General features: G+C 41.8%; 21 protein-coding genes. 13 read left to right on the top strand and 8 right to left on the bottom strand.

Going from position 1 to position 25,814, the window contains the following annotated elements:
* Positions 1 to 28: 28 nt before the first annotated feature.
* From asnB to AB4298_RS05340, 3 genes are all read right to left on the bottom strand, one after another.
* Positions 29 to 1,693 (bottom strand): asparagine synthase B, encoded by a 1,665-nt coding sequence (gene asnB, locus AB4298_RS05350; protein ID WP_248999188.1) that lies wholly within the window; start codon positions 1,691 to 1,693, stop codon positions 29 to 31.
* A 486-nt stretch (positions 1,694 to 2,179) separates the two neighbouring features.
* Positions 2,180 to 3,838 carry a M28 family metallopeptidase gene (locus AB4298_RS05345; protein WP_371985941.1) on the bottom strand — a complete coding sequence of 553 codons (1,659 nt, stop codon included), beginning with the start codon at positions 3,836 to 3,838 and terminating at the stop codon, positions 2,180 to 2,182.
* Between the two features lie 289 nt (positions 3,839 to 4,127).
* Positions 4,128 to 4,874 (bottom strand): HAD-IIA family hydrolase, encoded by a 747-nt coding sequence (locus AB4298_RS05340; protein WP_248999186.1) that lies wholly within the window; start codon positions 4,872 to 4,874, stop codon positions 4,128 to 4,130.
* Between the two features lie 357 nt (positions 4,875 to 5,231).
* Between AB4298_RS05340 and AB4298_RS05335 the strand changes: the two genes are divergently transcribed.
* Together AB4298_RS05335 and AB4298_RS05330 are read left to right on the top strand one after the other, a co-directional pair.
* Complete coding sequence (locus tag AB4298_RS05335; protein WP_371985940.1) at positions 5,232 to 7,199, top strand: tetratricopeptide repeat-containing diguanylate cyclase; 1,968 nt, start codon at positions 5,232 to 5,234, stop codon at positions 7,197 to 7,199.
* Positions 7,200 to 7,444: 245 nt separating this feature from the next.
* Positions 7,445 to 9,586 carry a TonB-dependent receptor gene (locus AB4298_RS05330; protein ID WP_371985939.1) on the top strand — a complete coding sequence of 714 codons (2,142 nt, stop codon included), beginning with the start codon at positions 7,445 to 7,447 and terminating at the stop codon, positions 9,584 to 9,586.
* A 97-nt stretch (positions 9,587 to 9,683) separates the two neighbouring features.
* On the opposite strand, the gene AB4298_RS05325 is transcribed toward AB4298_RS05330, so the two are convergent.
* The 3 genes from AB4298_RS05325 to purM form a co-directional block, all read right to left on the bottom strand.
* Positions 9,684 to 10,583, bottom strand: coding sequence for a methyltransferase domain-containing protein (locus AB4298_RS05325; RefSeq protein ID WP_371985938.1), 900 nt, complete (start codon positions 10,581 to 10,583; stop codon positions 9,684 to 9,686).
* Positions 10,584 to 10,771: 188 nt separating this feature from the next.
* A complete protein-coding gene (gene purN, locus AB4298_RS05320) occupies positions 10,772 to 11,416 on the bottom strand; it encodes a phosphoribosylglycinamide formyltransferase (protein ID WP_371985937.1) in 645 nt (214 codons plus the stop codon).
* Positions 11,416 to 12,456 (bottom strand): phosphoribosylformylglycinamidine cyclo-ligase, encoded by a 1,041-nt coding sequence (purM, locus tag AB4298_RS05315; protein ID WP_220782375.1) that lies wholly within the window; start codon positions 12,454 to 12,456, stop codon positions 11,416 to 11,418. Before purM ends, purN begins: the two co-directional genes overlap by 1 nt.
* Before the next feature lie 220 nt (positions 12,457 to 12,676).
* On the opposite strand from purM, the gene upp reads away from it, so the two are divergent.
* Positions 12,677 to 13,303 (top strand): uracil phosphoribosyltransferase, encoded by a 627-nt coding sequence (gene upp / locus AB4298_RS05310; RefSeq protein ID WP_371985936.1) that lies wholly within the window; start codon positions 12,677 to 12,679, stop codon positions 13,301 to 13,303.
* A gap of 123 nt (positions 13,304 to 13,426) precedes the next feature.
* On the opposite strand, the gene AB4298_RS05305 is transcribed toward upp, so the two are convergent.
* On the bottom strand, positions 13,427 to 14,746 hold the full coding sequence (locus tag AB4298_RS05305; RefSeq protein ID WP_371985935.1) for a Na+/H+ antiporter family protein: 1,320 nt from the start codon (positions 14,744 to 14,746) through the stop codon (positions 13,427 to 13,429).
* Between the two features lie 317 nt (positions 14,747 to 15,063).
* Here AB4298_RS05305 and AB4298_RS05300 point away from each other — a divergent pair, with 317 nt between their 5' ends.
* Positions 15,064 to 15,669 (top strand): peroxiredoxin, encoded by a 606-nt coding sequence (locus AB4298_RS05300; RefSeq protein WP_220782372.1) that lies wholly within the window; start codon positions 15,064 to 15,066, stop codon positions 15,667 to 15,669.
* A 97-nt stretch (positions 15,670 to 15,766) separates the two neighbouring features.
* On the opposite strand, the gene rnt is transcribed toward AB4298_RS05300, so the two are convergent.
* Positions 15,767 to 16,441: a ribonuclease T gene (gene rnt, locus AB4298_RS05295; RefSeq protein ID WP_371985934.1), complete on the bottom strand. Its 675-nt coding sequence runs from the start codon at positions 16,439 to 16,441 to the stop codon at positions 15,767 to 15,769.
* Positions 16,442 to 16,581: 140 nt separating this feature from the next.
* On the opposite strand from rnt, the gene AB4298_RS05290 reads away from it, so the two are divergent.
* From AB4298_RS05290 to ybgF, 9 genes are all read left to right on the top strand, one after another.
* Positions 16,582 to 17,451 carry a flagellar protein MotY gene (locus AB4298_RS05290; RefSeq protein WP_248999178.1) on the top strand — a complete coding sequence of 290 codons (870 nt, stop codon included), beginning with the start codon at positions 16,582 to 16,584 and terminating at the stop codon, positions 17,449 to 17,451.
* A 655-nt stretch (positions 17,452 to 18,106) separates the two neighbouring features.
* Positions 18,107 to 20,263, top strand: a complete 2,157-nt coding sequence (locus AB4298_RS05285) for a prolyl oligopeptidase family serine peptidase (RefSeq protein ID WP_371985933.1) — start codon at positions 18,107 to 18,109, stop codon at positions 20,261 to 20,263.
* 242 nt (positions 20,264 to 20,505) lie between these two features.
* Positions 20,506 to 20,904, top strand: a complete 399-nt coding sequence (gene ybgC / locus AB4298_RS05280; protein ID WP_371985932.1) for a tol-pal system-associated acyl-CoA thioesterase — start codon at positions 20,506 to 20,508, stop codon at positions 20,902 to 20,904.
* On the top strand, positions 20,894 to 21,583 hold the full coding sequence (tolQ, locus tag AB4298_RS05275) for a protein TolQ (protein WP_371985931.1): 690 nt from the start codon (positions 20,894 to 20,896) through the stop codon (positions 21,581 to 21,583). Before ybgC ends, tolQ begins: the two co-directional genes overlap by 11 nt.
* On the top strand, positions 21,583 to 22,020 hold the full coding sequence (tolR, locus tag AB4298_RS05270; protein ID WP_248999174.1) for a protein TolR: 438 nt from the start codon (positions 21,583 to 21,585) through the stop codon (positions 22,018 to 22,020). The genes tolQ and tolR overlap by 1 nt, the downstream gene beginning before the upstream one ends.
* 1 nt (position 22,021) lies before the next feature.
* Positions 22,022 to 22,957 carry a cell envelope integrity protein TolA gene (tolA, locus tag AB4298_RS05265; protein WP_248999173.1) on the top strand — a complete coding sequence of 312 codons (936 nt, stop codon included), beginning with the start codon at positions 22,022 to 22,024 and terminating at the stop codon, positions 22,955 to 22,957.
* A 9-nt stretch (positions 22,958 to 22,966) separates the two neighbouring features.
* On the top strand, positions 22,967 to 24,289 hold the full coding sequence (tolB, locus tag AB4298_RS05260; protein WP_371985930.1) for a Tol-Pal system beta propeller repeat protein TolB: 1,323 nt from the start codon (positions 22,967 to 22,969) through the stop codon (positions 24,287 to 24,289).
* Positions 24,290 to 24,313: 24 nt separating this feature from the next.
* Positions 24,314 to 24,853, top strand: coding sequence for a peptidoglycan-associated lipoprotein Pal (gene pal, locus AB4298_RS05255; RefSeq protein WP_371985929.1), 540 nt, complete (start codon positions 24,314 to 24,316; stop codon positions 24,851 to 24,853).
* A 25-nt stretch (positions 24,854 to 24,878) separates the two neighbouring features.
* A complete protein-coding gene (gene ybgF / locus AB4298_RS05250) occupies positions 24,879 to 25,604 on the top strand; it encodes a tol-pal system protein YbgF (RefSeq protein ID WP_371985928.1) in 726 nt (241 codons plus the stop codon).
* Positions 25,605 to 25,814 lie beyond the last annotated feature (210 nt).

Here is a 25,814-nt window from a genome sequence, read left to right as displayed (position 1 = left end):
AGTGGTTTTTTATTGGGTATTGGTAGTTTTAGTAAGCGCTGTCGTGCACTGATTGCACTGCACGTCCTGATGGATCGATGATCCCTTGTAGGCTTTCATCCCACGCTAGCGCCTCTGGCGTTGAGCAGGCAACCGATTTACCACCTGGTACCGTTTCCGCTGCACTTGGCAATGGGAATAGCTCTTCAAAGAAAGTACGGTAGAAATAGGCTTCTTTGGTTTCAGGTGTGTTATATGGGAATCTAAACTTGGCGTTAGCCAGTTTTAAATCATCAACTTTTTCAGCTGCGTGATCTTTAAGTCCGTCAATCCAAGAGTAACCTACGCCGTCACTGAATTGCTCCTTTTGACGCCATGCCACTTCCTTAGGCAACTTGTGCTCAAAGGCTTCACGCAAAATGTGTTTCTCAATTTTACCGTTCTTCGACATTTTAGCTTCTGGGTTAGTGCGCATCGCGACATCCATAAACTCTTTGTCTAAGAAAGGAACGCGAGCTTCAAGTCCCCATGCCGCCATCGCTTTGTTAGCGCGTAGGCAATCGAATAGGTGTAGCTTATCGAGTTTACGGACTAGCTCTTCATGGAAGGCTTGTGCGTTTGGCGCTTTATGGAAGTAGAGGTAACCGCCGAACAATTCATCGGCCCCTTCGCCTGATAACACCATCTTAATGCCCATGGCCTTGATTTTTCTTGCCATTAAATACATTGGCGTTGCAGCGCGAATGGTGGTGACATCATAGGTTTCTAAGTGGTAAATCACGTCTTTAATAGCATCAATACCATCTTGGAAGGTAAAGGTGATTTCATGGTGAATGGTACCAATGGCATCGGCAACTTTCTGCGCCGCAATTAAGTCTGGTGCACCTTCAAGTCCAACGGCAAATGAGTGCAGTTGAGGCCACCAAGCACTGCTTTCTCCGTCGTCTTCAATGCGATGTTTGGCAAATGTTTGGGTGATGGCTGAAATCACTGATGAATCCAGTCCACCTGATAGCAGCACACCGTATGGGACGTCTGACATAAGCTGGCGTTTCACGGCTGCTTCTAATGCATCACGTACATCTTCTGCGCTAGCAGGGTTATCTTGAACAGCGACAAACTCACGCCAGTCTCGTTGGTAGTAATGGGTTAATTCCCCTTTCTCGCTTGATAGGTAGTGGCCAGGAGTAAAGGTTTCTACCGTTTTACATACTGGCATTAATGCTTTCATTTCAGAGGCAATATAGAAGTTACCTTCAGCGTCATGGCCTGTGTAAAGAGGGATGATCCCCATATGGTCACGACCAACCAGATAAGTGTCTTTGGTTTTGTCGTAAAGTACAAAAGCAAAGATGCCGTTTAACTTATCTAAAAACTCAGTACCGTATTCCTGATATAGCGCCAAAATAACTTCACAATCAGAGTTAGTTTGGTAGCTGTACTTGTCACCTAGCTCTGCTTTCAGCTCCTTGTGGTTGTAGATCTCACCGTTAACGGCCAACACGATAGAACCATCTTGGCTAAGTAACGGCTGTGCACCGTGTTCAATATCGACGATAGCTAAACGCTCGTGGGCTAAAATCGCTTTATCACTGCTGTAGATCCCTGACCAATCTGGGCCGCGGTGGCGCAGTAGTTTAGACATTTCAAGAGCGACTTGACGCAGTGGTGTTGCGTCTGACTGGATATCTAAAATTGCAAAAATTGAACACATGTGTCACTCCAAAAATTCTGTCTTAAACGTAATTGAGTATTAATCTGCCATTGAAAATTGAAGAATACAAATCCGTTTTTGAATAATAACTGTTAAATGTGACTTTTTACCTAGTTAAATTTAGATTTTTGAATCATTAAAATGATAATTCCATAATTTAACGGTTGTAATTGTACTGTATCGGTAATTTGTAGGGGGGGATTGCTCAGTTTGATTGGACATATCGTAATGTGGCTTCAATTAAAATGAATTGTGAAAATTAATTGAAAAATCCATATTTTTTGCTGATTATCTGCTCGGTTTTAGCTGGATGTGACTAAAGCTCATATTTAAATTTAATAAAAGTGGCTGCTAGAGTGATAAAAAAAAGCCGACAAGTGGGTGGCAAGTCGGCTGGTTGAAAACCTTCAAATAGGTAAAATGTTACTGGATACTTTATTAGAAAAAGTGGTGATCCCTTTTGTGGCTAATCACTCAAGTGCTGCTTTATTTACTGGCTTGCTCTAAGGTGTCGTTAGCCGGGCGTAGAGCGTTAAATTCAGTGCCCTTAAAATAGCCGGGCCAATCACTATTGTTACCTAACGCTGTGGCAGCTTGATAGTAAACGGCTAAATCTTCTAAAGCACCAGATAGGTCCCAGTCTTCTCGATACTCGTCGCAAACATTGTGATAGCAACCTTTCATTTTAAGTTTCATTGCTGCTTTATATTGAGCCGTTGCGTCATCGATTGGCTCACTGCCACCACCAGCAAATACTGCTGGAACGCCTTCTTTAGCGAAGCTGAAATGGTCTGAGCGGAAAAATCCGCCTGACTCTGGATACTTTTCGCTTTTAGCTGTGCGATTTTGGCTTGTAAGCGCCTCAATAAGATAGTTTTCAAGCTCTGATTTGCCTTTACCTATTATGGTGTAATCGCTAGTACGTCCATAAATGTTGGTACTGTCTAGATTAAATACCGCTACGGTCTTATCTAATGGATAAATAGGGTTTGTAGCGTAATAGCGAGAGCCGAGTAAACCCTGTTCTTCACCTGTTGTTGCCACAAAAGTGACTGAACGGGCTAGAGGGTTACCATTTTTGGCTTGGTTAGCAAGTTGGCGGGCAATTTCTAAAATGCCTGCGGTGCCAGAGGCGTTATCCAAGGCACCGTTATAAATCTGATCGCCTTCTTTACTGCTATCTATACCGATATGATCCCAATGTGCTGTAAATAAGATCTGTTCGTCAGGACGGCTATTACCGGGTAATGTCGCCACGACGTTGTAACTATTAGCGTATTGAGCTTGATTGGCGAACTCAATTGAAGCCGTTTGATTTAATGGTAAGTTGATAGGGCTTGCTGCTGCGCGGTCAGACACAGTGGCTAATGATAAGCCTGCATGGTCAAAGAGTTGCTCCGCGATATTGTAAGTGATCCAACCTTCGACTTTCACACGTTGTGCTTGCTGTTGTTGGCTTCTGACAAGGTCTTGTTGGGCACCGGTCCAGCTGTTTTCCACCACCGACCAAGGATAAGAGGCTGGTTTGGTGTCGTGAATGATGATGGCTCCTAATGCGCCTTGTCGGCTCGCTTCTTCAAACTTGTAGCTCCAACGGCCGTAGTAGGTCATGGCTTTACCATTAAACTTTCCAGAGTTAGGTAAAGCAAAGCCGGGATCATTAACCAAAATGACCGCAATTTTGCCACTCATATCGAGGTCTTGATAATCGTTCCATTGATACTCTGGAGCGTTAATGCCGTACCCAACAAAAACAAGCGGTGCACTATTGATATCAATATTTTCTACATCATGACGGCTGCCTAGTACCACATCTTGGCGATGCTTTAGCGGCAAGTCACCTAAGAGGATTGTTTGCTCATCGGATGCGGTGTAGGTAACCATAGGTACGGCTTGCAAATAATTTTTGCCATTTGGCTTATTGAGGCCCATTTCTGCAAAGGCGTTACTTAAATAGTCTAAAGTTAATTGCTCGCCTTTAGTGGTTGGCGCACGTCCCTCAAATTCGTCTGATGAAAGGGTTTTGATATCTTGACGAAAACGCTTTTCATCAAAAGATACATCTGTGACATTGGTAATATTTGTTGGATGTTGGCTGCAGGCTGTCAGTATGGTGAGTGCGCAAACAGGTAAAATTGAACGCATGTAAAGGCCCTATTATTGTTATTTTAGACTTTTTTATTACGAGGATGATGGCGGAAAAAGACGCCAATTGGCAAGCGGTGAGGCTGATAATCTAATGACTAAAATGTTACTTAATATTGCACTGAGTGGTGACAGGTTAAGAGTCCAGTTAGAAAATTATGATAACAAAGCGGAAATATAGATAGCAGCACTAACGTAATAGCGCTGCCCAAGAATCGTGGTTATACAATCGAATGACCTTAGCTAGTTATAAAGCCAAGGTTATAAAGGGACATTTCTAGGATAATATTTAGACCACGTCGATATCACCCGCACAATCAAAGATATGGTTAGGCCTAAAGGGCTCTTTTTCAATATCGGCAATGGAGCTAACGCCGCTGGTGACTAATATTGTCTCAAGACCCGCTTGAAAACCTGCCAGAATATCAGTGCGCATATTGTCACCAATAATCACCGTATTTTCTGAGTGTCCGCCTATGTGGTTAAGCGCTGAACGAATAATCCATGAGCTTGGTTTACCAACATAAAACGGCTTTTTACCGCTAATACGTTCAATAGGTGCACATAAGGCGCCACAAGCGGGGCTGAATGAGGGCCCGTGGGTATCAGGATTGGTGGCAATAAAACGTGCACCTTCACTCACAAATTTTGCAGCCTTATGGATCATATCCCAGTTATAAGAGCGTGTCTCACCAACAATCACAAAGTCGGGGTTGATATCGGTAATGGTAAAGCCAGCCTTGTACAATTCATGGGTTAGTGCGCCCTCACCAATCACATAGGCCTTGGTCCCTTGCTGATGCTTTAAAAAATCTGCAGTGGCCATGGCGGACGTATAAAAACATTCTTCAGGGATGTTGAGACCTGCGGAGCCTAATCGGTTTTGTAGATCTTTACCCGTTTGTACCGGGTAGTTAGTCAGTATAACGAGCGGGTTACCTTGCTCTACTATGCGGTTAATAAACTTATCACTTCCGGGAATAAGCTGGTTGTTGTGCAGTAACACTCCATCAATATCGCAAATAATATTTTTCATCTGACTCTCTTACTTCACATTAGTTTGCCGAATAATTAGCCTTTATCTAATGCCAACTTGCCCCTAAAAACAATAATATTTGTAGATTTATTTTCTATTTAGCTCAAAAAGCCTCTGCTTGAAACTTGTTTAGGTAACAGCTTTTAGCGATTGTGTTACCTATGCTTTCAAACCGTGTTCACATCTTTTAACTTTTGGTGACATTTATGTTGACCTTATCTTGTTTTCAGATATTGTGTGACGAACCTCATAAATCATAAGTGACGCAGGCTGTAACGACTTGTTTTCACGATTAATTATCACGTAAATGAACAACTTTTCACTCCAAATGCTTTCTGCCTATTCAGCGATTTGTATATGAATAAAATCACCGCATTGATTATTTTTGTAGGGATGATGCTCTATTCACATGCCGCTATATCTGTTGAATTTTCGCCACTAAATACCCTTTCTAAACTCACTCAAGGTGACGAGATTATCGAGCTTCTCAATAGTAAAACCATTGAGGCTGAAGATAAGCGCAGAAAGTTAGCAGAACTTATTACTGTCAAACAGGCAAAAACATCACCTTATTATGCGTTCGCTTACTATAGGATCCTACATGATATCGAGTTGTCGAATGGTGCGCCCAAGTTGGCTGAGCGTGCAATTGAGAACTTGGCAACAGTGGCTAAAATACATGATCAGGCTTGGTTGATTGCTGAAGCTAAGATGTGGCAGGCTACTTTTGCGGCTAAAGAAAGTAGGGTTGAAGATGGCTTTACGTTAATAGATGATGCGATAGAGCTGTCTAAAGAAGCGAATTTTACCCATTTAACTGGCCGCGCTTATAACGTTAAAGCGGCACTGTTTTTCTTCCAATCACAATACTACTCAGCGCTTGAGTATTATCTTAGTGCTCTTGATATCTTTATTTTGCAGCGTGAAGATCCATACGTCAGTAAGGTTTTGTCTAATGTGTCGCTTATCTATCTTGAAATAGAAGAATGGGATAAAGCATGGCAAGCCAATATGAACGCGCTAGAGCATGTCGATAAGTATGGCGGCAGTTATGAACAGCTCAGTGTATTTAACAATAATTCAGCGTTCATTTTAGAAAGGCTTGATAGAGTTGATGAAAGTGAGCCTTACCTTATAGCTGCAAGAGAAAATGCAGCCTTGAGTGGGAACTTACGCGTACAGCTTAATGTGCAGATTGCATGGATTAATTATTATCTAGCGACCGAACAATATTTGTTTGCTGGGAAGATTTCGCGTCAATGTGTGGCGAATGCTTCTGAATATCAATACAAGGTATTTGAGGCTGATTGTAGCCGCATGTTAGCTAAATCTTTGGTTAATCAAGGGAAGATTGCAGAAGGATTATCAGCATTAGATGTCAGTAAATCGTATTACCAAGAGATAAACAATCAATCCGGTTTAGCCGATATGTTTAATACTTATGCCTTGGCTTACGAGGCTTTAGGAGATTTTGAAACTGCGCTGGCTCACCAACGAAGATCGAATGAAGAAAGTAAAAGTTTGTTGTTTGATAAACGCGGAAAAATGTTATTAAACCTGACTGAAAGTTATAAAGAGAAATATCGTGAGCAAGAAGTTGCATTGTTAAAGGCTGAAAATGATGCTCATGAAGCGCGTTTAGCTGAACAAACAATTCGAGAAAAGTTTCTGTGTTTTTTTATTCTAGTTGCTGTTATTTCAATATCATTATTAATTAAAAAGCGTTACTGGTTAGAAAACGATAACAAAAATCTGCAAACATCTAACTTGGAGTTGTATAAGCAATCTAATGTCGATGCTTTAACCGGACTTTATAATCGTCGCTATTTTTTGGACTTCTTAGCTCAACAGCAAGCCGCGGGCGTGAACACGCAAATGTGTTTAGCGATTATTGATATCGACCATTTTAAAGCCGTAAATGACACATACGGGCATGATATCGGTGATGAGGTGTTAATTAAAGTGGGTCAAATTATTCAAAAGAATATTCGCGAACAGGATCTATTAGTTCGATGGGGCGGAGAGGAGTTTGTTCTGTCTCTTAGTTGGTCGGCGTCTAGCTGCGTAGTAACGGTTATTGAGCTGCAGAGGCGTTTTGAGCGCGTGCGTAAAGCGATTGCCAATACGCCGATTTCTGCGGGTAAACAGGTGCTCAATCTGACGGTTTCAATCGGTGTAGGGAAGCGTTTAAATGCGTCATTATTAAAAGATTGCTGGCAAGGTGTGCTAGAAGGCGCTGATAAAGCATTGTACCGAGCAAAGGCACAAGGACGTGATAAAGTTGTGCTGGTTGAACAGTTTAAAAACATCGACAGAAAATCTTAATTCCCACTCTAAGGTAATTTTTATCTGTAACTTTTCAGATGAAGTGATCACGTAACATTGAATGACTTTTTAGGTTTAAAAAGTCATTCAAATAATCGCAGTGCCATGCACTTGCCGCCAGCGCTCATGTCCTGTTATTTCTAAATGTATATTAAGTTGATGCGATTGTAAATGTTATGTAAGTTCGTTGCTATCCATTGGTAAATGTTAATAATAGTCGTTCTCATTTATTTATGGAAAGACAAGTGAAGTTAAGTATTTTAGGATTAGCAGTATTGAGTGCTTTAGCAAGCCAATTAGCTATGGCCGAGCAAGGTAATAACGCATCAAATCAATCTGAAGATATGGAACACATTGTTGTTACTGCTTCACCATTTGCGCAAAAGCTAAGTGATACACCCAATTCAGTTTTTATTGTATCAGAGGAAGATTTGGACATGCAGCGTGTGGTTGCACGTAATCTGTCTGAGATGATCTCCAATTTAGTACCAGGATTTTCTCCAAGTACCGAAACTATGTCTACATTTGGTCAAAACTTTCGTGGCGGTAAAGCGATAGTGATGATTGATGGCGTACTTATTTCAACCACACTTCGTGCTGGTGGACGCGATCTACAATCTATCTCTGTAGATGTCATTGAAAGCATTGAGGTGATCAAAGGTGCAAGCGCTATGTATGGCAATGGTGAAGCGGGCGCTATCATCAACGTAATCACCAAAAAGCCGAGCGTAAATTTTGAAATGCAGACTCGAGTGGGTGTTGAAGCGTTTGCTGATGAGCTTTCTGATGCGGGTTACAGTATTTCTCAGAGCTTTTCCGGTACAACCGATTCAGACCTAGGCTACTTACTTAACTTATCAGGTAAAGATCGCGGTAACCTTTACGATGCTGATGGCGAGCAATTACCTGGCGCACCGAATAATCAAGGTGGTATGGGGGATGCCGATGAGTACGACGTATTGTTTAAGCTTGAGCAAGAGTTTGAATCTAGTCGTTTAGCTATGCTTGCTCACCATTACTATATTGAAAATAAGCTGCATTATAAACGTAATGTTAATGAAGAAAATGGTCTTATTGAAATTGACAAAAGTGAGCCGTATCTAGGACCTAATCCGTCAACCAAACTTAGCACTATACAGCTTACTTACGATCAAGATGACTTCTTCAGCCAACAATTAAGCCTGTCTGCCTATTACAGCAAAGTAAACGTGGGTTATGAATCAGCATCTGAGATTGTGTCTACCCGCAGTGGTTTTAAAGCGGCTATGCAGTGGACGATTAATGATAGAAGTCGTTTAGCTTATGGCTTTGAATACGGCAAAGATAATACCGAACAAGGCCGAGATCGTGACGTGCTTACTGGTATCGATGCGGATGGTAATCCTATTACTCAGTCTCAATATATTTGCTCGGTATGTGATTTAACTGAAACTAAATTAAGCCCATTTGCACAATATTGGAATCAAGTGACTGATGATTTGACGCTACAAGCGGGTTTACGCTATGAGAACTTTGAAATCGAAGTGCCAGATTATATGCGTTATAAGCGCGGTGTTCTTAGCGCCAAACAAGGAGATACACTAAAGTACGATAAGCCTTTGGTGAACTTAGGTCTCGTTTATAATATTGCCGATAGCACTGACATTTTTGCCAGTTACTCTCAGGGCTACTCTCACGCAGATATGCGTATGCTTAGAGATATGCCTGTCGACAGTGTTGCAGAGTTCGCGGCTGATATCCCTGCCACCCAAACAAACTATTATGAAACGGGCTTGCGTTATAGTGATGACAGCCTGCAAGGGAGTTTATCTTTCTTCTACTCAGATATAAAAGATGGTTATGCCTATGATTATAATGTGGATTCACAAGCGGATAAGCGCGTAGCGGCAGTCATCGTTGCTGATGAACAAATTTGGGGATTTGAGGCGACGCTAGATTATCAGATTAACCGTGAAATTAAGTTTGGTACTAGCGTATCAATGTCAGAAGGTAAGCGTATCAATAGCGAAATGGGTGATGATTACTGGATGAATGGCACTCGGATCACGCCGATTAAAGCATCCATTTACGGTGATTACCGCTTTAGCGATATAGCCTCATTGCGTCTGCAAGCAAACTACGTAGGCGATAGAGATAAGCATGATCGCGAAAGCGATGCCGGTTATAGTTTCTATGAGTCGCCTTATGACGGATATACGTTAGTGGATTTGGTATCAACGTTTGATACAGATTATGGCCGTTTTACTTTTGGTATTGATAACCTGCTCAATGAAGACTACCAACCACTGGTTTCACAGATGAATAAAGAAGTTATTTGGGAAACTTACCGTAGCCAGTTCTCAGGTTATGGACGCCGCTTAGCACTAGAGTACACTATTAATTACTAGTTTACTTAGTTGTTGATTGGGGGCATCTAGTCACTTTCAAAAGTAAATGGCCGCTTGTTACTTTTTTAACAAGCGGCCATTTTTATAGCGCTTAACTTTAGTCTTTTGCTATTTCTGGGAACTTACTAGCAAAAATCCCGTTTTCGATTCTTAAACATGGGATATCACCAATAATAGGGTAGGCGACTAACGCCTCTGGACTATAAAAAGCATTATTGATTAGTGTTATTGGCGTTTTGAATTTAGGGCAAGCAAACACATTTCCTGGTAAATCTGTATTGCTTTGTTTAGATATGATTGTCAAAGCAGTAGGGTTTAGTGGATTTGCAGAAGATGAGAATAGCTGATGTTTTAAAACATCGTAACCCAATGATTTAGCTATTGCAGGTAAGTTTTTACAGTAACCATGGGAATCCATTCGTTGGCGTATTTCTTCGTTTGATAATTCGTAACCAGGTTCAAGTAAAATTAGGTATTTATTGGTAACACGATAGAGCTCTTTAAGGATCGCTTCTTCGTTTCCACCATTTGGCTCAATTGAGTGTGATGTATAAACGATATCAATAGCATTATCGATAAATGGCATATTAAAAAGGTCGCCAGTACATAATGTGGTGTTAGTTACACCTTGGCTTAGCAACCATTCTTTAGCATAGGCGACTCTCGACCAGCTCAAATCAAAGCCATAGCTTTTTGTTGGTTTGTTTAAACTTTTAATAACTCCTGAAAGGGTTGTCGCTTCACCAACACCTGCTTCTAGTATTGATTTAGGCTCACACAAAGAAAGTATGACACTGGCTATTTCAGCAGAATATTCAGCTTTATGCTTCGCCATTGCTTCATTTTTCATAGCTTCAGTATACGAGCCTGTTTGCATGTCATAGGAGATCTCAATGATTTCCGGAGTATTATGATCGATATTGAGTTCTTTTCGTAACAAGGCACTGATATTTTGCCCCTGAGCATATAATTTTTCTAATTCTTTAGGTGTAATCATATTTGGTACCGTTACTTTTTTAATTGCTTATGTTGGCATTGTTATGCAGCTATAGAGTATCAAAAATATCCTAGCTAACACACTGAAAAAAGGGAGGACTTGAGTACTTGAAAGCTAAAAAAGCAACAATAGTTCCAAATAAAAAGGCACCGAAAGGTGCCTTTTTGCCATACTATGATTTTTAATGCTTAGTCAGCAGCATAACCATTAATTGGCAGTGCTTGATTATCCAATTGCGCTACACCATCAACCATGGTTAAACGGTTTTGGCTGAACCATTTAACCACTAGAGGGTAAATAGCATGCTCTTGCTCATGTACACGCTCTGCTAAAACCTCGGCAGTATCATCTTCATAAACAGGCACTTTAGCTTGTAAGATAACGGGGCCGGCATCAAGCTCTGGCGTGACAAAGTGCACGCTTGCGCCATGTTCAGTGTCTTTAGCGTCGATAGCACGTTGATGCGTGTGTAAACCTGTATATTTAGGCAAAAGAGAAGGGTGGATGTTAATCATCTTACCTTCAAAACGTTGCACAAATTCGTCGCTTAAAATACGCATAAAGCCAGCTAAAACCACAAGGTCTGGCTGATACTTTTCAATCGCGCTAAGCAGACGTGCATCGTACTCTTGCCTAGTTTCGCCTGTGTGAGCTATCACGCAGCTGGTATCAATCTCATTGTGGTGGGCGCGAACTAATCCGTAAGCGTCTGGTTTGTTGCTTATGACGCCAACAACGTCAGCTTGAAGATTATCGTCACAACCATCGATAATGGCTTGTAAATTACTGCCGTTACCTGAAATTAATACTAAAACGCGACAACTCTGGGGCATTACAGGATCTCCACTTGCTCTTCTTCGCCGTTACGCTTGGCAATGCTACCAATTAACCATGCGTTCTCGCCCTCTGCATTTAGCAATGTTAAGGCTGAATCGACTTTGTCTGCTGGTAGGGCGACAACCATACCAACACCGCAGTTGAAGGTGCGGTACATTTCAAATTGTGAAATATTACCGTTTTCCATCAACCAGTTAAATACGACTGGCCATTGCCATGAGTCGCTGTTTACCACTGCTTTGCAATCTTCAGGTAGTACGCGTGGGATGTTTTCCCAGAAGCCACCACCAGTGATATGTGACATTGCGTGAACATCGTGCTGTTCAAGCAATTTAAGCAGTGATTTAACGTAAATTTTTGTTGGCTCTAATAAATGATCTATTAGTGGCTTACCAGCAAGTTCTTGCTCTGGATCTGCCTTGCTCACTTCTAATACCTTACGGATAAGTGAGAAACCATTTGAGTGAGGACCGCTTGAAGCTAATGCGATAAGGGCATCACCGTCTTGCACTTTAGTGCCGTCGATGATGTCTTCTTTTTCAACTACGCCAACGCAGAAACCTGCTAGGTCGTAGTCATCGCCTTCGTACATGCCTGGCATTTCAGCAGTTTCACCGCCGATAAGTGCACAGCCTGATTGTACACAGCCTTCTGCAATGCCTTTTACTACAGAGGTTGCAACTTCAACATCAAGTTTGCCTGTCGCATAGTAGTCAAGGAAGAACAGTGGCTCTGCACCAGCAACGATAAGGTCATTTGAACACATGGCGACTAAGTCGATACCGACGTTGTCGTGCTTTTTAAAGTCGATAGCAAGACGTAACTTAGTGCCAACACCATCAGTGCCTGAAACCAGTACTGGATGCTTATACTTAGTTGGTAGCTCACAAAGTGCACCAAAACCACCTAGATTGCCCATAACTTCTGGACGGCGGGTACGTTTTACTGCTGACTTGATGTTGTTAACTAGTGCATTTCCGGCATCAATATCAACGCCTGCATCTTTATAGCTTAGTGGGGTAGTAGGAGTGCTCACGGAGATCCTCTCGGGTACGGGTATCGATTATTATTGGATTTTACGCGGCGCTATTCTATCAGCTTGTGAGTAGCGTCGAAAGGTAAGTTTTTCAATTAACTTAGCGACAGAGGTCACGATTTACCGCCTTTTTGAAACTTTAAGTTTTCCTGTACGAACAAATCTACTAGAATCGTTAAAATTTACCGTGAAAAATACGTTAGAAAATCAGGAGAACAAAATGAAAGTCGTTGAAGTTAAGCATCCTTTAGTCCGTCATAAAATTGGATTAATGCGCGAAGGTGACATTAGCACAAAGCGTTTTCGCGAATTAGCGGCAGAAGTAGGCAGTCTACTAACATACGAAGCAACGGCTGATTTTGAAACTGAAAAAGTAACGATTGATGGTTGGAATGGTCCGGTTGAAATCGATCAGATCAAAGGTAAGAAGGTAACTGTAGTGCCTATCTTACGTGCAGGTCTAGGTATGATGGATGGCGTGCTTGAGCACGTACCAAGTGCACGTATCTCAGTTGTCGGTATTTACCGTGACGAAGAAACGCTTGAGCCAGTACCTTACTTTGAAAAGCTTGCCAGCGACATGCCATCACGTATCGCGCTTGTGGTTGACCCAATGCTTGCAACTGGCGGCTCAATGATTGCGACTATCGACCTATTAAAAGAGCGTGGCTGTACAGCGATTAAAGCGCTTGTATTAGTTGCTGCGCCAGAAGGTATTGCTGCGCTTGAGAAAGCACACCCAGATATTGAGCTTTTCACTGCGTCTATTGATGACTGCCTAAATGAGCAAGGTTATATCTTGCCAGGTCTTGGTGATGCGGGTGATAAGATTTTTGGTACTAAATAAGTATTAAAGTTTTGTCATAGGTTAAGTTGGTTTGAAGGTTATCTTCTAACTAAATCACTTAACAACAAAAAGGAGCCTAATGGCTCCTTTTTGTTGGTTTTTATAAGCGCTATAACTTTTAAACTAAAGCACCATTGCTGCAATCCAGCCAAACACGAGTAAAGGAATGTTGTAGTGAATAAAGGTTGGAATAACGCTGTCCTTCATATGGTCATGTTGACCATCGGCATTAAGACCGGCTGTTGGGCCAAGTGTTGATTCAGATGCTGGTGAGCCTGCATCACCTAACGCCGCAGCAGTACCAACAAGAGCAATAGTTGCTTCAACAGAGAAGCCGAAGCTCATGGCTAAAGGAACATAGATTGCCGCAATAATTGGAATCGTTGAAAACGATGAGCCAATCCCCATAGTGATAAGCAAGCCTACAAGTAACATCAAAAATGCAGCCAAGGCTTTATTATCGCCAATTGCTGTATTCATCATTTCTACTAAGCTGCCGACATCACCAGTGCCTTTAATCACAGCAGCAAAACCTGCCGCAGAAATCATGATAAAGCCAATGTTGGCCATCATGCGCACGCCTTGGTTAAAGATGTCTTGATCGGCAACGTGCTTAAGTGCGCCAGAAAAACTAAATACAATAAAGCCAATCAAAGCACCGAAAATCATTGAGCCGGTATAGAGCTGCACTACCAAGGTTGAAATCACGGCAATCACGGCAATCACAATATTACGCTGGTTCAAGCCTTCTTCAGGCTCTGCAGCTAGAATTTGCTCTTCTTTATATTCACGAGGCTTACGGTAGCTAATGAAAATAGCGACCAATAAACCAAATACCATACCGAGAGCAGGAATAAGCATCGCTGGGGCTACTTGAGCTTGAACAGCTTGCAAATCATTACTGTTTAGATTGGTAAGTAAAATGTCATATAAAAAGATGCCGCCAAAGCCAACAGGCAATACCATATAAGTCGTCACTAAGCCAAAAGTCAGCACACAAGCGACTAAGCGGCGATCCATTTTTAATTTTGACATTACGTGTAGTAATGGTGGAATTAAAATAGGAATAAAGGCGATATGGATAGGAAGAATATTCTGTGAAGAAATAGCCATTGCAAGAATGGTTAATAGTAACACCCAGCGCACGAAGTTATTGTTGGTACTATTTTGCTCTTTACCAAGCAAGCTAATGACCTTGCTTGAAATTAGCGTTGTTAAACCTGAATGCGACAAGGCAACAGCAAAAGCGCCCAATAGAGCATAGCTCAATGCGATTTGTGCACCACCACCAAGGCCAGTATTAAAAGCTGCGACCGTTTGATGCAGATCCATGCCACCAACAAGACCGGCAACTAAAGCGGAAATGGTAAGCGCAATGACGATATTAACTCTAGCTAAACTGAGGCCTAACATTAGGCATACAGCGATGACAACAGCATTCATAATATGATTAATCTATTTCTTATATTTGAAGTTGCGACCATTTTTGCCTGTTAATACGCATGATGTCCAGTAACTATGCTGGATATCTTGAATTCAAACAGAGTTGTGAATTAGCTGTACCTTAATATGCAAACAAAGTGTGAATAGCAGCATTAAAAACAGGGTTAAGCTGATGGGATAGTGGTCAGTTAACAGAATAATCATTTAAAAAAGTGATATTGCTCGCAAATAGCTTGTATAGAGTAAAACACTGCATATAATGCTTTTAGATTTAAAACGAAATAGCGTTTTTAGCAATCCATAGATGGAGAAATAAAATGAGCGTATTAGTCGGCCGTCCGGCCCCTGATTTTACTGCTGCTGCAGTACTAGGTAATGGTGAAATTGTTGATACCTTTAACCTATCTGAAGCAATTAAAGGAAAGACAGCCGTAGTATTCTTCTACCCACTAGATTTCACTTTCGTGTGTCCATCAGAGCTAATTGCTTTTGATCACCGCATGGATGAGTTCAAGAAGCGTGGCGTTGAAGTAATCGGTGTTTCAATCGATTCTCAGTTTACTCACAATGCATGGCGTAACACGCCAGTAGACAAGGGTGGTATTGGCCAAGTTCAATACACGCTAGTTGCTGACGTTAAACATGAGATCTGTAAAGCATACGATGTTGAGCATCCAGAAGCGGGTGTTGCATTCCGTGGTTCATTCCTTATCGACAAAGAAGGTCAAGTTCGCCACCAAGTGGTTAACGATCTACCACTAGGTCGTAACGTTGACGAAATGATCCGTATGGTTGATGCACTTCAATTCCACGAAGATCACGGTGACGTTTGCCCAGCAGGCTGGGAAAAAGGCGACAAAGGTATGGATGCAAGCCCAGAAGGCGTTGCTTCTTACCTAACTGACAATGCTGACGCACTATAATTTCTAAAAAATTGTAAGTTGCTAAAGCATAAAAAAAAGCTGCGATTATCGCAGCTTTTTTGTTTTAAACTATAGATTTATAAAAACCTGCTCTCGCTTAAGATTCTGCGGTTTGCTCAGCTTTACCTTCAGTTTCATCTGTAATAAACGGCCAACCACCTAAAGCTTTCCAGCGGTTTACAATTAAGCAAAATAGCTCTGCTGTACGTTCAGTATCATAGAGTGCTGAATGTGCTTCACGATTATCAAACGGGATCCCTGCCATAGCGCAAGCTTTAGCTAAAACGGTTTGGCCAATAGCTAAACCTGCAAGTGCTGCGGTGTCGAATGTGGCGAATGGATGAAACGGTGTGCGTTTAAGCCCATTTCGTTCAATCGCTTGGGTAACAAAGCCATGATCAAAAGCAGCGTTGTGAGCCACAATAATACTGCGATGACAACCTACGGCTTTTTGCGCCTTTTTCACTTCTTTAAATATTTCTAAGAATGCTTCTTTTTCACTAACGGCACCGCGCAGCGGGTTTGTTGGATCGATACCTGTAAATGCTAATGCTTCAGGCTCAAGGTTTGCGCCTTCGAAAGGTTCTATATGGAAATGTAATGTTTTATCGAGCGCTAGAACACCGTCTTCATCCATTTTAAGCATAGTGACGGCAATCTCTAAAAGCGCGTCTGTTTTTGAGTTGAAACCAGCAGTTTCAACGTCAATGACCACTGGGAAGTACCCTCTAAAGCGGTTTTTCAATAAATTAGGGTCTAAAGTGTCAGTCATTAAAATTTCCCAAAAGAGTGCAAGAGACTATTATGCGGCAACTGATGATCACTGTCATGTGCGTTTGCTGAATTTATAAGCTAAAGAAAGATAAATCTTTGCCGATAGAGAGTAGTCATACAAATTTAGAGAGTTAATTTATGCGGCATTGGTTAATTTTAACATCATTATTGTTGCTCCCTTTATCTGCACAGGCAGATCTAAGGCAATATGTAGCCTCATTAGAGGAGTCGCAGTGGCGTTTGAGTGGTAATAATCCTGTTATGTGCCGCTTAGAGCATGATATACCATCATACGGTAAAGCCGTGTTTACTAGCTATGCGGGTAAAGATCATAACCTTAATTTTAGTTTGGATATGTGGGTTAAACCGGACCAAGTGACTCAAGCTAAATTGGTGAGTATGGCACCGGCGTGGCGACCTGGTGTGGTATCAAAAGATATTACTGAGCTGACTTATCAAAAGTACTTTAGCGGCGAAGTGCCGCGTAATGCTGCTTGGTCCATGTTGGCCGAACTTGAAAGCGGTATGCAGCCGACATTTTATTATGCCGATTGGTATAACGAATCGAACAAGATAGCTGTTGGGCTTTCAGCTGTTAACTTTAGACGTCAGTATTCTGAGTTTAAGTCGTGTTTATCTTCATTATTACCTTACTCATTTGAAGATATCGCTTTGACGGTATTAACTTACGAGTCGGGTGGTACAGAGTTAACACGTTATTCAAAGTCGCAAATAGCACGAGTGCAAGAGTACTTAGCTTATGATAAAAACGTCGACTTAGTTTTAATCGATGCTTATACAGATAGTTATGGTGGGCGTAGTGCCAATATGCGAGTGTCTGAGCAACGTGCGGACTCAGTCAAAGAGTTTTTTGTCGCCAGTGGTATTGGTCAAGGCCGTATTCATACAATGGGCCATGGCGAGAAAAGACATGTTGCATCGAATCAAACGATTGAAGAACGTTCTCGAAACCGCCGAGTAGTGATTAGGATTAGTAAGCCACTTTAGCTAAATAAAGACGTCTAAATTTGTAGTCATTAGCCTAGCAGAGATGTTGGGCTTTTTATTGGGTAAAATTTGGTTGTTAATGATGTTATTTAAATTTTAGACAAAAAAAAGCCCGCTTACATGTAAGCGGGCCGCAAAAATAAATCATTGCAATCAACAAATTGAAGGAAGGAAGTCAAGCATAAGAACCAGGGATATAACTTCCGTGGATAACCACCAAAGTTTAAGAGTTCTTGTTTTCGAATCTGCTAGGCAGACACTTCCTGAAAACGAGACGAATTATAGAGTTGTAGAGCTTAAGTGACAAACTAGAATTATTAGAGTTTGTCATTAGTTTTGCTAATGAATGCAGTGTGCAGGCTTGCTGCAAAAATCTGCGTTACCCCCTATTGTTGTGGTGTTGGTCACATTTAGCTTGAAGTTTCGCATGATATTTTATTTATCTATGTTACTAAATTATTAACAGTTGCTGCGCATAATCATTATCAATATTAAATAAACAATCTTTGCGATGTAATTTTTTAGTTTGTATAGTGCCCCAGAAGCCGGACGTTAAGTCACTCAAGATAACAATAAGATTATCTAATTGCATGAATGCTTAGCGGTATCAACAGAACTCTTAATGATAAAAGAGTCAGTTAATCAGGGATAAATTATGCGAATTAAATCGATACTCACTAAAAAGCATTTATTAGCGGTGGGATTAGGTCTTGCGATTGTAGGTTGCCAGTCACAACCTAGCGTAGACAGCGGTGAAAGTGTTATTAGCGAAAATAATGGTGGCGTAGTAGAGACTATTCATGGAGTGCAAGTATCCGACCCCTATCGTTACCTTGAAGTTGAGTCAGACAGAACCAAAAAGTGGGTCAGTGAACAACAAAAGGCCGGTAATGCTTATTTAGCAAATATAGAGAACAAACAGGTAATTGTTGACCGTATTACTGAATTATGGAATTTCGAAAAAATTTCAGCACCTTTTGAAAAAGGCACAAACACCTTTTATTACCGTAATAATGGCTTGCAGGCACAATCTGTTCTTTATGTAAAAAATGCACAAGGCCAAGAAAAGATAGCACTTGATCCTAATAGTTTTTCTGATGACGGTACAGTCGCCTTATCTGGTGTATCGGTAAGTGATGACGGTAAGACGTTAGCTTATGGAGTTTCAAAATCAGGCTCTGATTGGCAGGCTTGGCATTTTGTCGATGTTGCTAGCGGAGAGAAATTAGCCGACGAGTTAGATTGGATTAAATTCTCAAGTGCCGTGTGGAATAGTGACAATAGCGGTGTTTATTACGCACGTTATGATGCTCCTGAAGGTGGCAATGCTCTAGCTGATGTTAACTTTAATCAAAAGGTGTATTTTCATAAAATTGGTACGCCGCAAAGTGCTGACACGTTAGTCTATGAGCGCCCGCAAAATAAAGATTGGGGCTTTGGCATTGAAGTATCAGAAAAAGGTGACTACCTGCTGCTGTATATTTCCCAAGGTACCGACAGCCGTAACCGCTTCTTTTATAAGTCGCTTAAGGATCCAAAAGCTGAAGTTGTAGAGCTTATTCCTGATCTAGAGGCTGAATATAGCTTTATTGGCAATGACGATTCGGTTTTCTATTTCAAAACCGATTACAACGCTCCGAATGGCAAAGTCATCGCCGTTGATGTGAATAATAGTGACAAACAGAACTGGCAGACGATTATTCCTGAACTGAGTGATCCTATTAGCAATGTGGCAATTGTGAACGATCATCTCGTGGTGAGTTACTTGCATGATGTATTGGGGAAACTCACCATTTACAACATGAATGGTGATAAACGCCAAGATGTGACGCTTCCAGGTAAAGGCAAGATTGCTGGTCCATATGGCAAGCGTAGTAAAGATTACTTCTATTATGTATTTAATAGTTACATCCAGCCGCAAACAACTTATAAGTTCGACTTTAAAACTGGTGAGTCAAGCGTTTACTCAAAACCAGATATCTCATTTGATCCAAATGACTACGCTTCAGAGCAAGTATTTTATACCAGTAAAGACGGTACTAAAGTGCCTATGCTGATCTCTTATAAAAAGGGGATGAAAAAGGACGGTCAAAACCCAACATTGCTTTATGCCTATGGTGGTTTCGCTATCTCTATGACGCCGCGTTTTAGTCCAGCAAATATTGCGTGGATGGATATGGGTGGGGTCTATGCAGTACCTAACCTTCGTGGTGGTGCAGAGTACGGTGACAGCTGGCATAAAGCGGGTATGTTCGATAAAAAGCAGAACGTATTTGATGATTACTATGCTGCAGCCGAGTACTTAATTGATGAAAATTATACAAACTCTTCAAAGTTAGGTGCGTATGGTCGTAGTAATGGCGGTCTATTAATGGGAGCGGCAATCACCCAGCGTCCAGAGCTTTTTGCCGCAGTTTTGCCTGCGGTAGGTGTACTCGATATGCTTCGCTTCCAAAAGTTTACTATAGGTTGGGCATGGACCAGTGAATACGGTAGTGCCGACAATGCTGAGCAGTTCCCTGCATTATATGCTTACTCGCCATACCATAACCTTAAAGAACGAGCTTATCCTGCAACTATGGTGATGACTGCTGATCATGATGATCGCGTTGTACCTTTGCATAGCTTTAAGTTTGGTGCCTTGATGCAAGACATGCAGCAAGGTGATGCGCCGGTCATTATGCGTATAGAATCAAAAGCAGGTCATGGCGCAGGTAAGCCAACTTCAATGAAGATTGATGAGTTTGCCGATATCTATAGCTTCCTTTGGCACAACTTTGGTTTGCAAGTACCGGCCAAAATTGGACAGTAAAGCTATTTTTAATATGTGATTTTAAAGGAAGCTTCGGCTTCCTTTTTTTGTGGCAGAAAAACGCCAGAGTACTCGACTGCTGCATGGGGCGTCAGTTTGGACGCTTATGCAACAATCATTTAAGATGATTAACAAAATTTTATGAAGAAGGGCATTGCATATCACATATCGCGATTCACAATTGCATACTGGCTAGGTATAGTAGGCCTCTATTTTATCTTATCGATTGGCGATTATCGTTTATGTTTCGTTGGCCTATTTCGGTTTATTATGAAGATACAGATGCAGGTGGCGTTGTTTACCACTCAAATTACTTAAACTTTTTTGAGCGGGCACGCACGGAATGGTTACGCGCTTTAGGCGTGAGTCAAACCGCGCTTCTTGCTGATGACGTAGCCTTTGTAGTTAAACGTGCAGAATTAGATTTTTGTAAAGCCGCACGATTTGAACAGAACCTTATTGTAGAAACCAAGGTCATACAACTTAAGAAAGCATCAATGGTGTTCGAGCAACGCCTTATCGATGAGCATGGTGTGGTGTATTGTGAGGCAGAAATACTTGTTGCTTGCATCGCTTTATCCCGCATGAGACCCATAGCCATTCCCCAAAATATTGCGCAGGAGTTTAAAGGTGGAAGCTGATATTTCTTTTATTGGATTATTTTTACAGGCAAGTCTTTTAGTTAAATTTGTAATGCTGACCTTGCTTGCTTTATCAATTGCCTCTTGGGCTGTTATTTTACAGCGTCGAAAGTTACTTACCACGGCGAGAACCGAAGCTTTAAAGTTTGAGGATAAGTTTTGGTCAGGTGTAGATCTCAATAAACTGTATCAAGAGTTATCAGCAAGACAAGATAGCAATACAGGCCTAGAAGCGCTATTTGTTACTGGCTTTAAAGAGTATGCGCGTTTAAACAAGCTAAATGGCCGCGTGCCAGAAGCCGTGATGGATGGCAGCTACCGTGCAATGCGCGTGTCGTTGTCACGTGAATTAGAGAAGCTTGAAACTCATCTGCCTTTATTAGCCACCATTGGTTCAACTAGCCCTTATATTGGCCTGTTTGGTACGGTTTGGGGGATCATGAACTCCTTTATCGCATTGGGTGCAGTTGAAAATGCCACACTCGCCATGGTTGCTCCGGGTATTGCTGAAGCCTTGATTGCAACTGCTATGGGTCTATTCGCCGCTATTCCAGCAGTAATTGCCTATAACCGTTTTTCTACTCAAGTAGAAAAGATAGAAATGTCTTACGCTAACTTTATGGAAGAGTTTTCTAGCATCCTGCATCGTCAAGCATATAGCGAGAAGGAACAGGCATAATGCATCAAGGCTACCAAAGGAAGCGCCGTCGTCCGGTTGCTGAAATTAATGTGGTGCCCTATATCGATGTGATGTTGGTATTGCTGATTATTTTTATGGTAACTGCACCGATTGTTAGCCAAGGGGTAAAAGTTGATTTACCTCAAGGTCAAGCAGAGCCTCTGCCATCTGACAGCAAGCCTCCAGTGGTTGCATCGATAGATGCTATGGGTGAGTACTATTTGGATGTAGGGAGTTCGAGCAGCAAAGAAGTATTGGATCTTGAAGAAGTTGCAGTACGAGTTGGTGCCATTATTCAGCTAGAGCCTGAACGTCCTGTTGTTGTAAAAGCAGACCGTTCAATCCCTTATGAAAAAGTGATCCAGTTAATGGTGACTCTTCAAGGGGCTGGGGTGCCTTCTGTGGGCTTAATGACCGATTCGCCGGAGGCTAACTAAAGTGGCGGCTAAATCTGATTTAACGCTACCAGTTGCGATTTCAGCTGGAATTCATATTGGCGTGATAGTTATTCTTGCCTTAGGTGTTGATTTCTCGGAAAAACCGAAACCGCAACCACAAGCTAGTGCACCCGCAGTACAAGCTGTTGTTGTTGACCAAAAAAAGGTCGCCGAGCATGTTGAAAGATTAAAAGCGGATAAACGTGAAGCAGAACGTAAAGAGAAAGCGCGTCAGGATGAAGCGGATAGACGCGTACGTGAAGCGAGGAAAGAGCGTGAACGTGAGCAAGCGCAGATTAAGCGACTTGAGCAAGAGCGTAAACAGAAAGAGATAGAAACCAAAAATGCAGCAGATGCGGCAAAAGCTGCGCAGTTGAAGCAAAAGCAAGAGAAAGAGAAAGCAGCCAAGGCTGAAGCTGAACGTAAACAGAAAGAAGCTGAGCGTAAAGCATCTGAAGAAGCGGCACGTAAAGCGGCTGAAAAACGTAAAGCTGAAGAAGCTGCTGCTAAAAAGGCGGAAGACGAGCGAAAACGTAAAGCAGAGGCTGAACGTAAGCGAAAAGCAGAAGAGCAAGCTCGACGTGAGCAAGAGCAAATGATGCAAGATGCATTAGCTGCTGAACAGGCTGCACTGTCTCAAACCCGTAATAAGCAAGTCATGACCGAAGTTCAACGCTACACCTCTATGATCAAAGCAACGATTCAACGCAACTTGGTTGTTGATGAGTCTATGCGAGGTAAGAGTTGTCGAGTGTTTATTCGACTTGCTAACGACGGTTTTGTTACTGCAAGTCAAACACTTGATGGTGACAGCGTTGTTTGCCGAGCAGCTAAAGCCGCTATTAATAAAGCGGGAAGATTGCCTGTCTCGAATGAGCCTGACGTTTATAACAAGCTAAAAGAAATTAATTTAACTGTTCAACCTGAGTTCAATTAAAGGAACCGTATGAAAATTTTTGGGAAATGGTTGCTCGCGAGCCTGCTTATTTGCAGTATGCCGGTAAAGGCTGCGTTAGATATTGTCATTACTGAAGGTGTTGATGCCGCTAGACCGATAGCTGTTATACCTTTTGTTTGGCAAGGTACAGGCCCTATGCCATCACAGATCTCTGATGTTGTGATGTCAGACTTAGCACGAAGCGGTACTTTTAGTCCGGCTGATGAACTGAGTTTGCCTCAGCGTAATATTAGTACTTTAGCGCAGTTTGACGCTAAAGCTTGGATGGCCCAGCCTGCAGAAGCAGTTGTTATGGGGTCTATCAAGCCATACCCAGGTGATAAGTACTTAGTCACTTTTGAATTGATTGATTTAGTTAAAGCGCAATTGCAGCCCGACTCTGCATCAAAGCAAGATTTGGTTATCGATAGCCGTGAAACGATTATTAGTGCAGCACAGTTCCGCCAATACGGTCACCGAATCAGTGATGTTGTGTATGAAAAGCTTACCGGTATTCGCGGTGCGTTCTTAACCCGCATTGCTTATGTGGTAGTTAATCATGGTGAAAAATCACCATATAAGTTAATGATCAGCGATTATGATGGCTATAACGAACAGATGTTATTGCGTTCGCCAGAGCCATTAATGTCACCTTCTTGGTCTCCTGATGGACAACGCCTTGCTTATGTAAGTTTCGAAAACCGCAAAGCGGAAGTCTATGTGCAGAACATTTATACTCAACAACGTACTAAAGTAACGAGTTTTGATGGTATTAATGGTGCGCCAGTATTTTCGCCTGACGGTAAAAAATTGGCTGTAACATTATCTAAAGATGGTCAACCTGAAGTTTACGTTGTTGATATCGACACAAAAGCAATTAAACGTGTAACGAATCACTATGCTATTGATACTGAGCCATCTTGGTTCCCTGATGGTAAGTCATTACTAATTACGTCAGAGAGAGGCGGCCGTCCGCAGCTATATCGTGTTTTCTTAGATTCAGGTAAGATTTCGCGTTTAACCTTCGAAGGCGAATGGAACCTTGGTGGTTCTATCGCACCGGATGGACGCAGCATTATTTTTGTTAATCGAACAAACGGTAAGTTTAATATTGCCCGTATGGATTTAGAAACTCGCTTTATGCAAGTGCTAACCAGTACGCGATTAGATGAATCACCAAGCGTGGCGCCAAATGGCACCATGGTAATTTATGGAACGACATACCAAGGCAAGCAGGTGTTAGCTGCGGTTTCTATGGATGGACGTTTTAAAGCAAGACTGCCAGTCGGGCAGGGTGAAGTTAAATCACCGTCTTGGTCACCATTTCTCTAACTATAAAGATTAAGGATTTAAAAAATGGATCTGAATAAGCTATTTAAAGCGATGCTAGTCGTACTTCCTATTATGGCTATCAGTGCATGTAGCTCGACTTCTGAGTCAGAAACAGATGCAACGAGTTCAACTGAGTCATCTTCATCAAGTGAATATGCAAACAATGGAGTTGAAACTGGCGGCGTAGCACCAGTTTTAACTCCTGAAGAACAGCAGCGCCTTAAATTCCAAGAGTTGAGAAAAGAACATATTATTTATTTCGACTTTGACCGTAGCTCTGTATCTCAGCAGTTTGCTGAAATATTAGAAGCTCATGGCGATTATTTAGTTGAGCATCCAAATGTTCGTGTAATGATTGAAGGCCATGCCGATGAGCGTGGAACACCGGAATACAACATTGCACTAGGTGAGCGCCGTGCTAAAGCCGTTGCTAAATATTTGCAAGGCATGGGCGTTCAGCCAAGCCAAATGAGTATTGTTAGTTATGGCGAAGAAAAGCCAATGGATTTTTCTCGTAACGACGAAGGTTTTGCTAAGAACCGTCGTGCTGTACTTGTTTACTAATTTTTACTGGTAAAAGGTTTACCTCATGAAACACGCTGTTTTATCAGCGGCAATCATCTTAGTTGCAGGTTCTGTTTACGCAGCACCTGCACCTGTTTCAGATATTGCTGGTGGCTCTACTGATGATAGAGTCTCTCGTTTAGAACGAGTTATTAAAGCTAAGCAACAAAACGAATTTCAAATGCAGCAGCGTTTGGAGACATTACAGCAAGAAGTACTCGATCTTCGTGGCTTAAGTGAACAACAGTCTTATCAGATTGAACAGATGCTGCAAAGACAGCGCCAGTTATATGAGGATATTGCTAACCTTTCAGCTAAGCCTGCAGTTCCCGTTGTTGTTAATACTTCAGCGTCGCCTACAACGGCATCTTCAAGTCTTGGTGAAACGGCAAGCTATGAGCAAGCGGTTAACTTGGTACTAAAAGATAAAAAGTATGAAGCTGCAATTCCTGCTTTTGCTCAGTTTATTCAAAACTATCCAAATTCAAGCTATGCACCTAATGCTAATTATTGGTTAGGCCAACTTCTTTATAATAAGAGTGAGTTTGTTGGTGCTGCAAAAGCTTTTACCACAGTTGTTGAAAAATACACCGATTCAGGTAAGCGTGGTGAAAGTTTAGTCAAGCTGGGTATGATTGCCGAAAAAACCGGTGATAAGGCAAAGGCAAAGGCTTATTACCAAAAAGTTACCAATGAATATGCAAATAGCGCAGCAGCGAGAATTGCGTTGCAGCAACTTTCATCACTTTGATGCTGATTTATTCAGAAAACAATCTCTTAGATTGTTTTTCAGGCAAACAAAGAAAAATGGGAAATTTGCGCTTGCATGCGAATCTGAAAAAGGTATTATAGGCGCCCTCAGAGCGACACAGTCGTTTGAGGGCATCTTAACCCTCTAAGTTAGTTAATCTAGCTTATAAGGTGAAGATGTTAGTAATACCAGATGGGTCGTTAGCTCAGT

This window comes from Shewanella sp. 10N.261.52.F9, assembly GCF_041471165.1.
Classification (GTDB): domain Bacteria; phylum Pseudomonadota; class Gammaproteobacteria; order Enterobacterales; family Shewanellaceae; genus Shewanella; species Shewanella marinintestina.
This window is presented reverse-complemented; position numbering and strand designations above follow the sequence as displayed.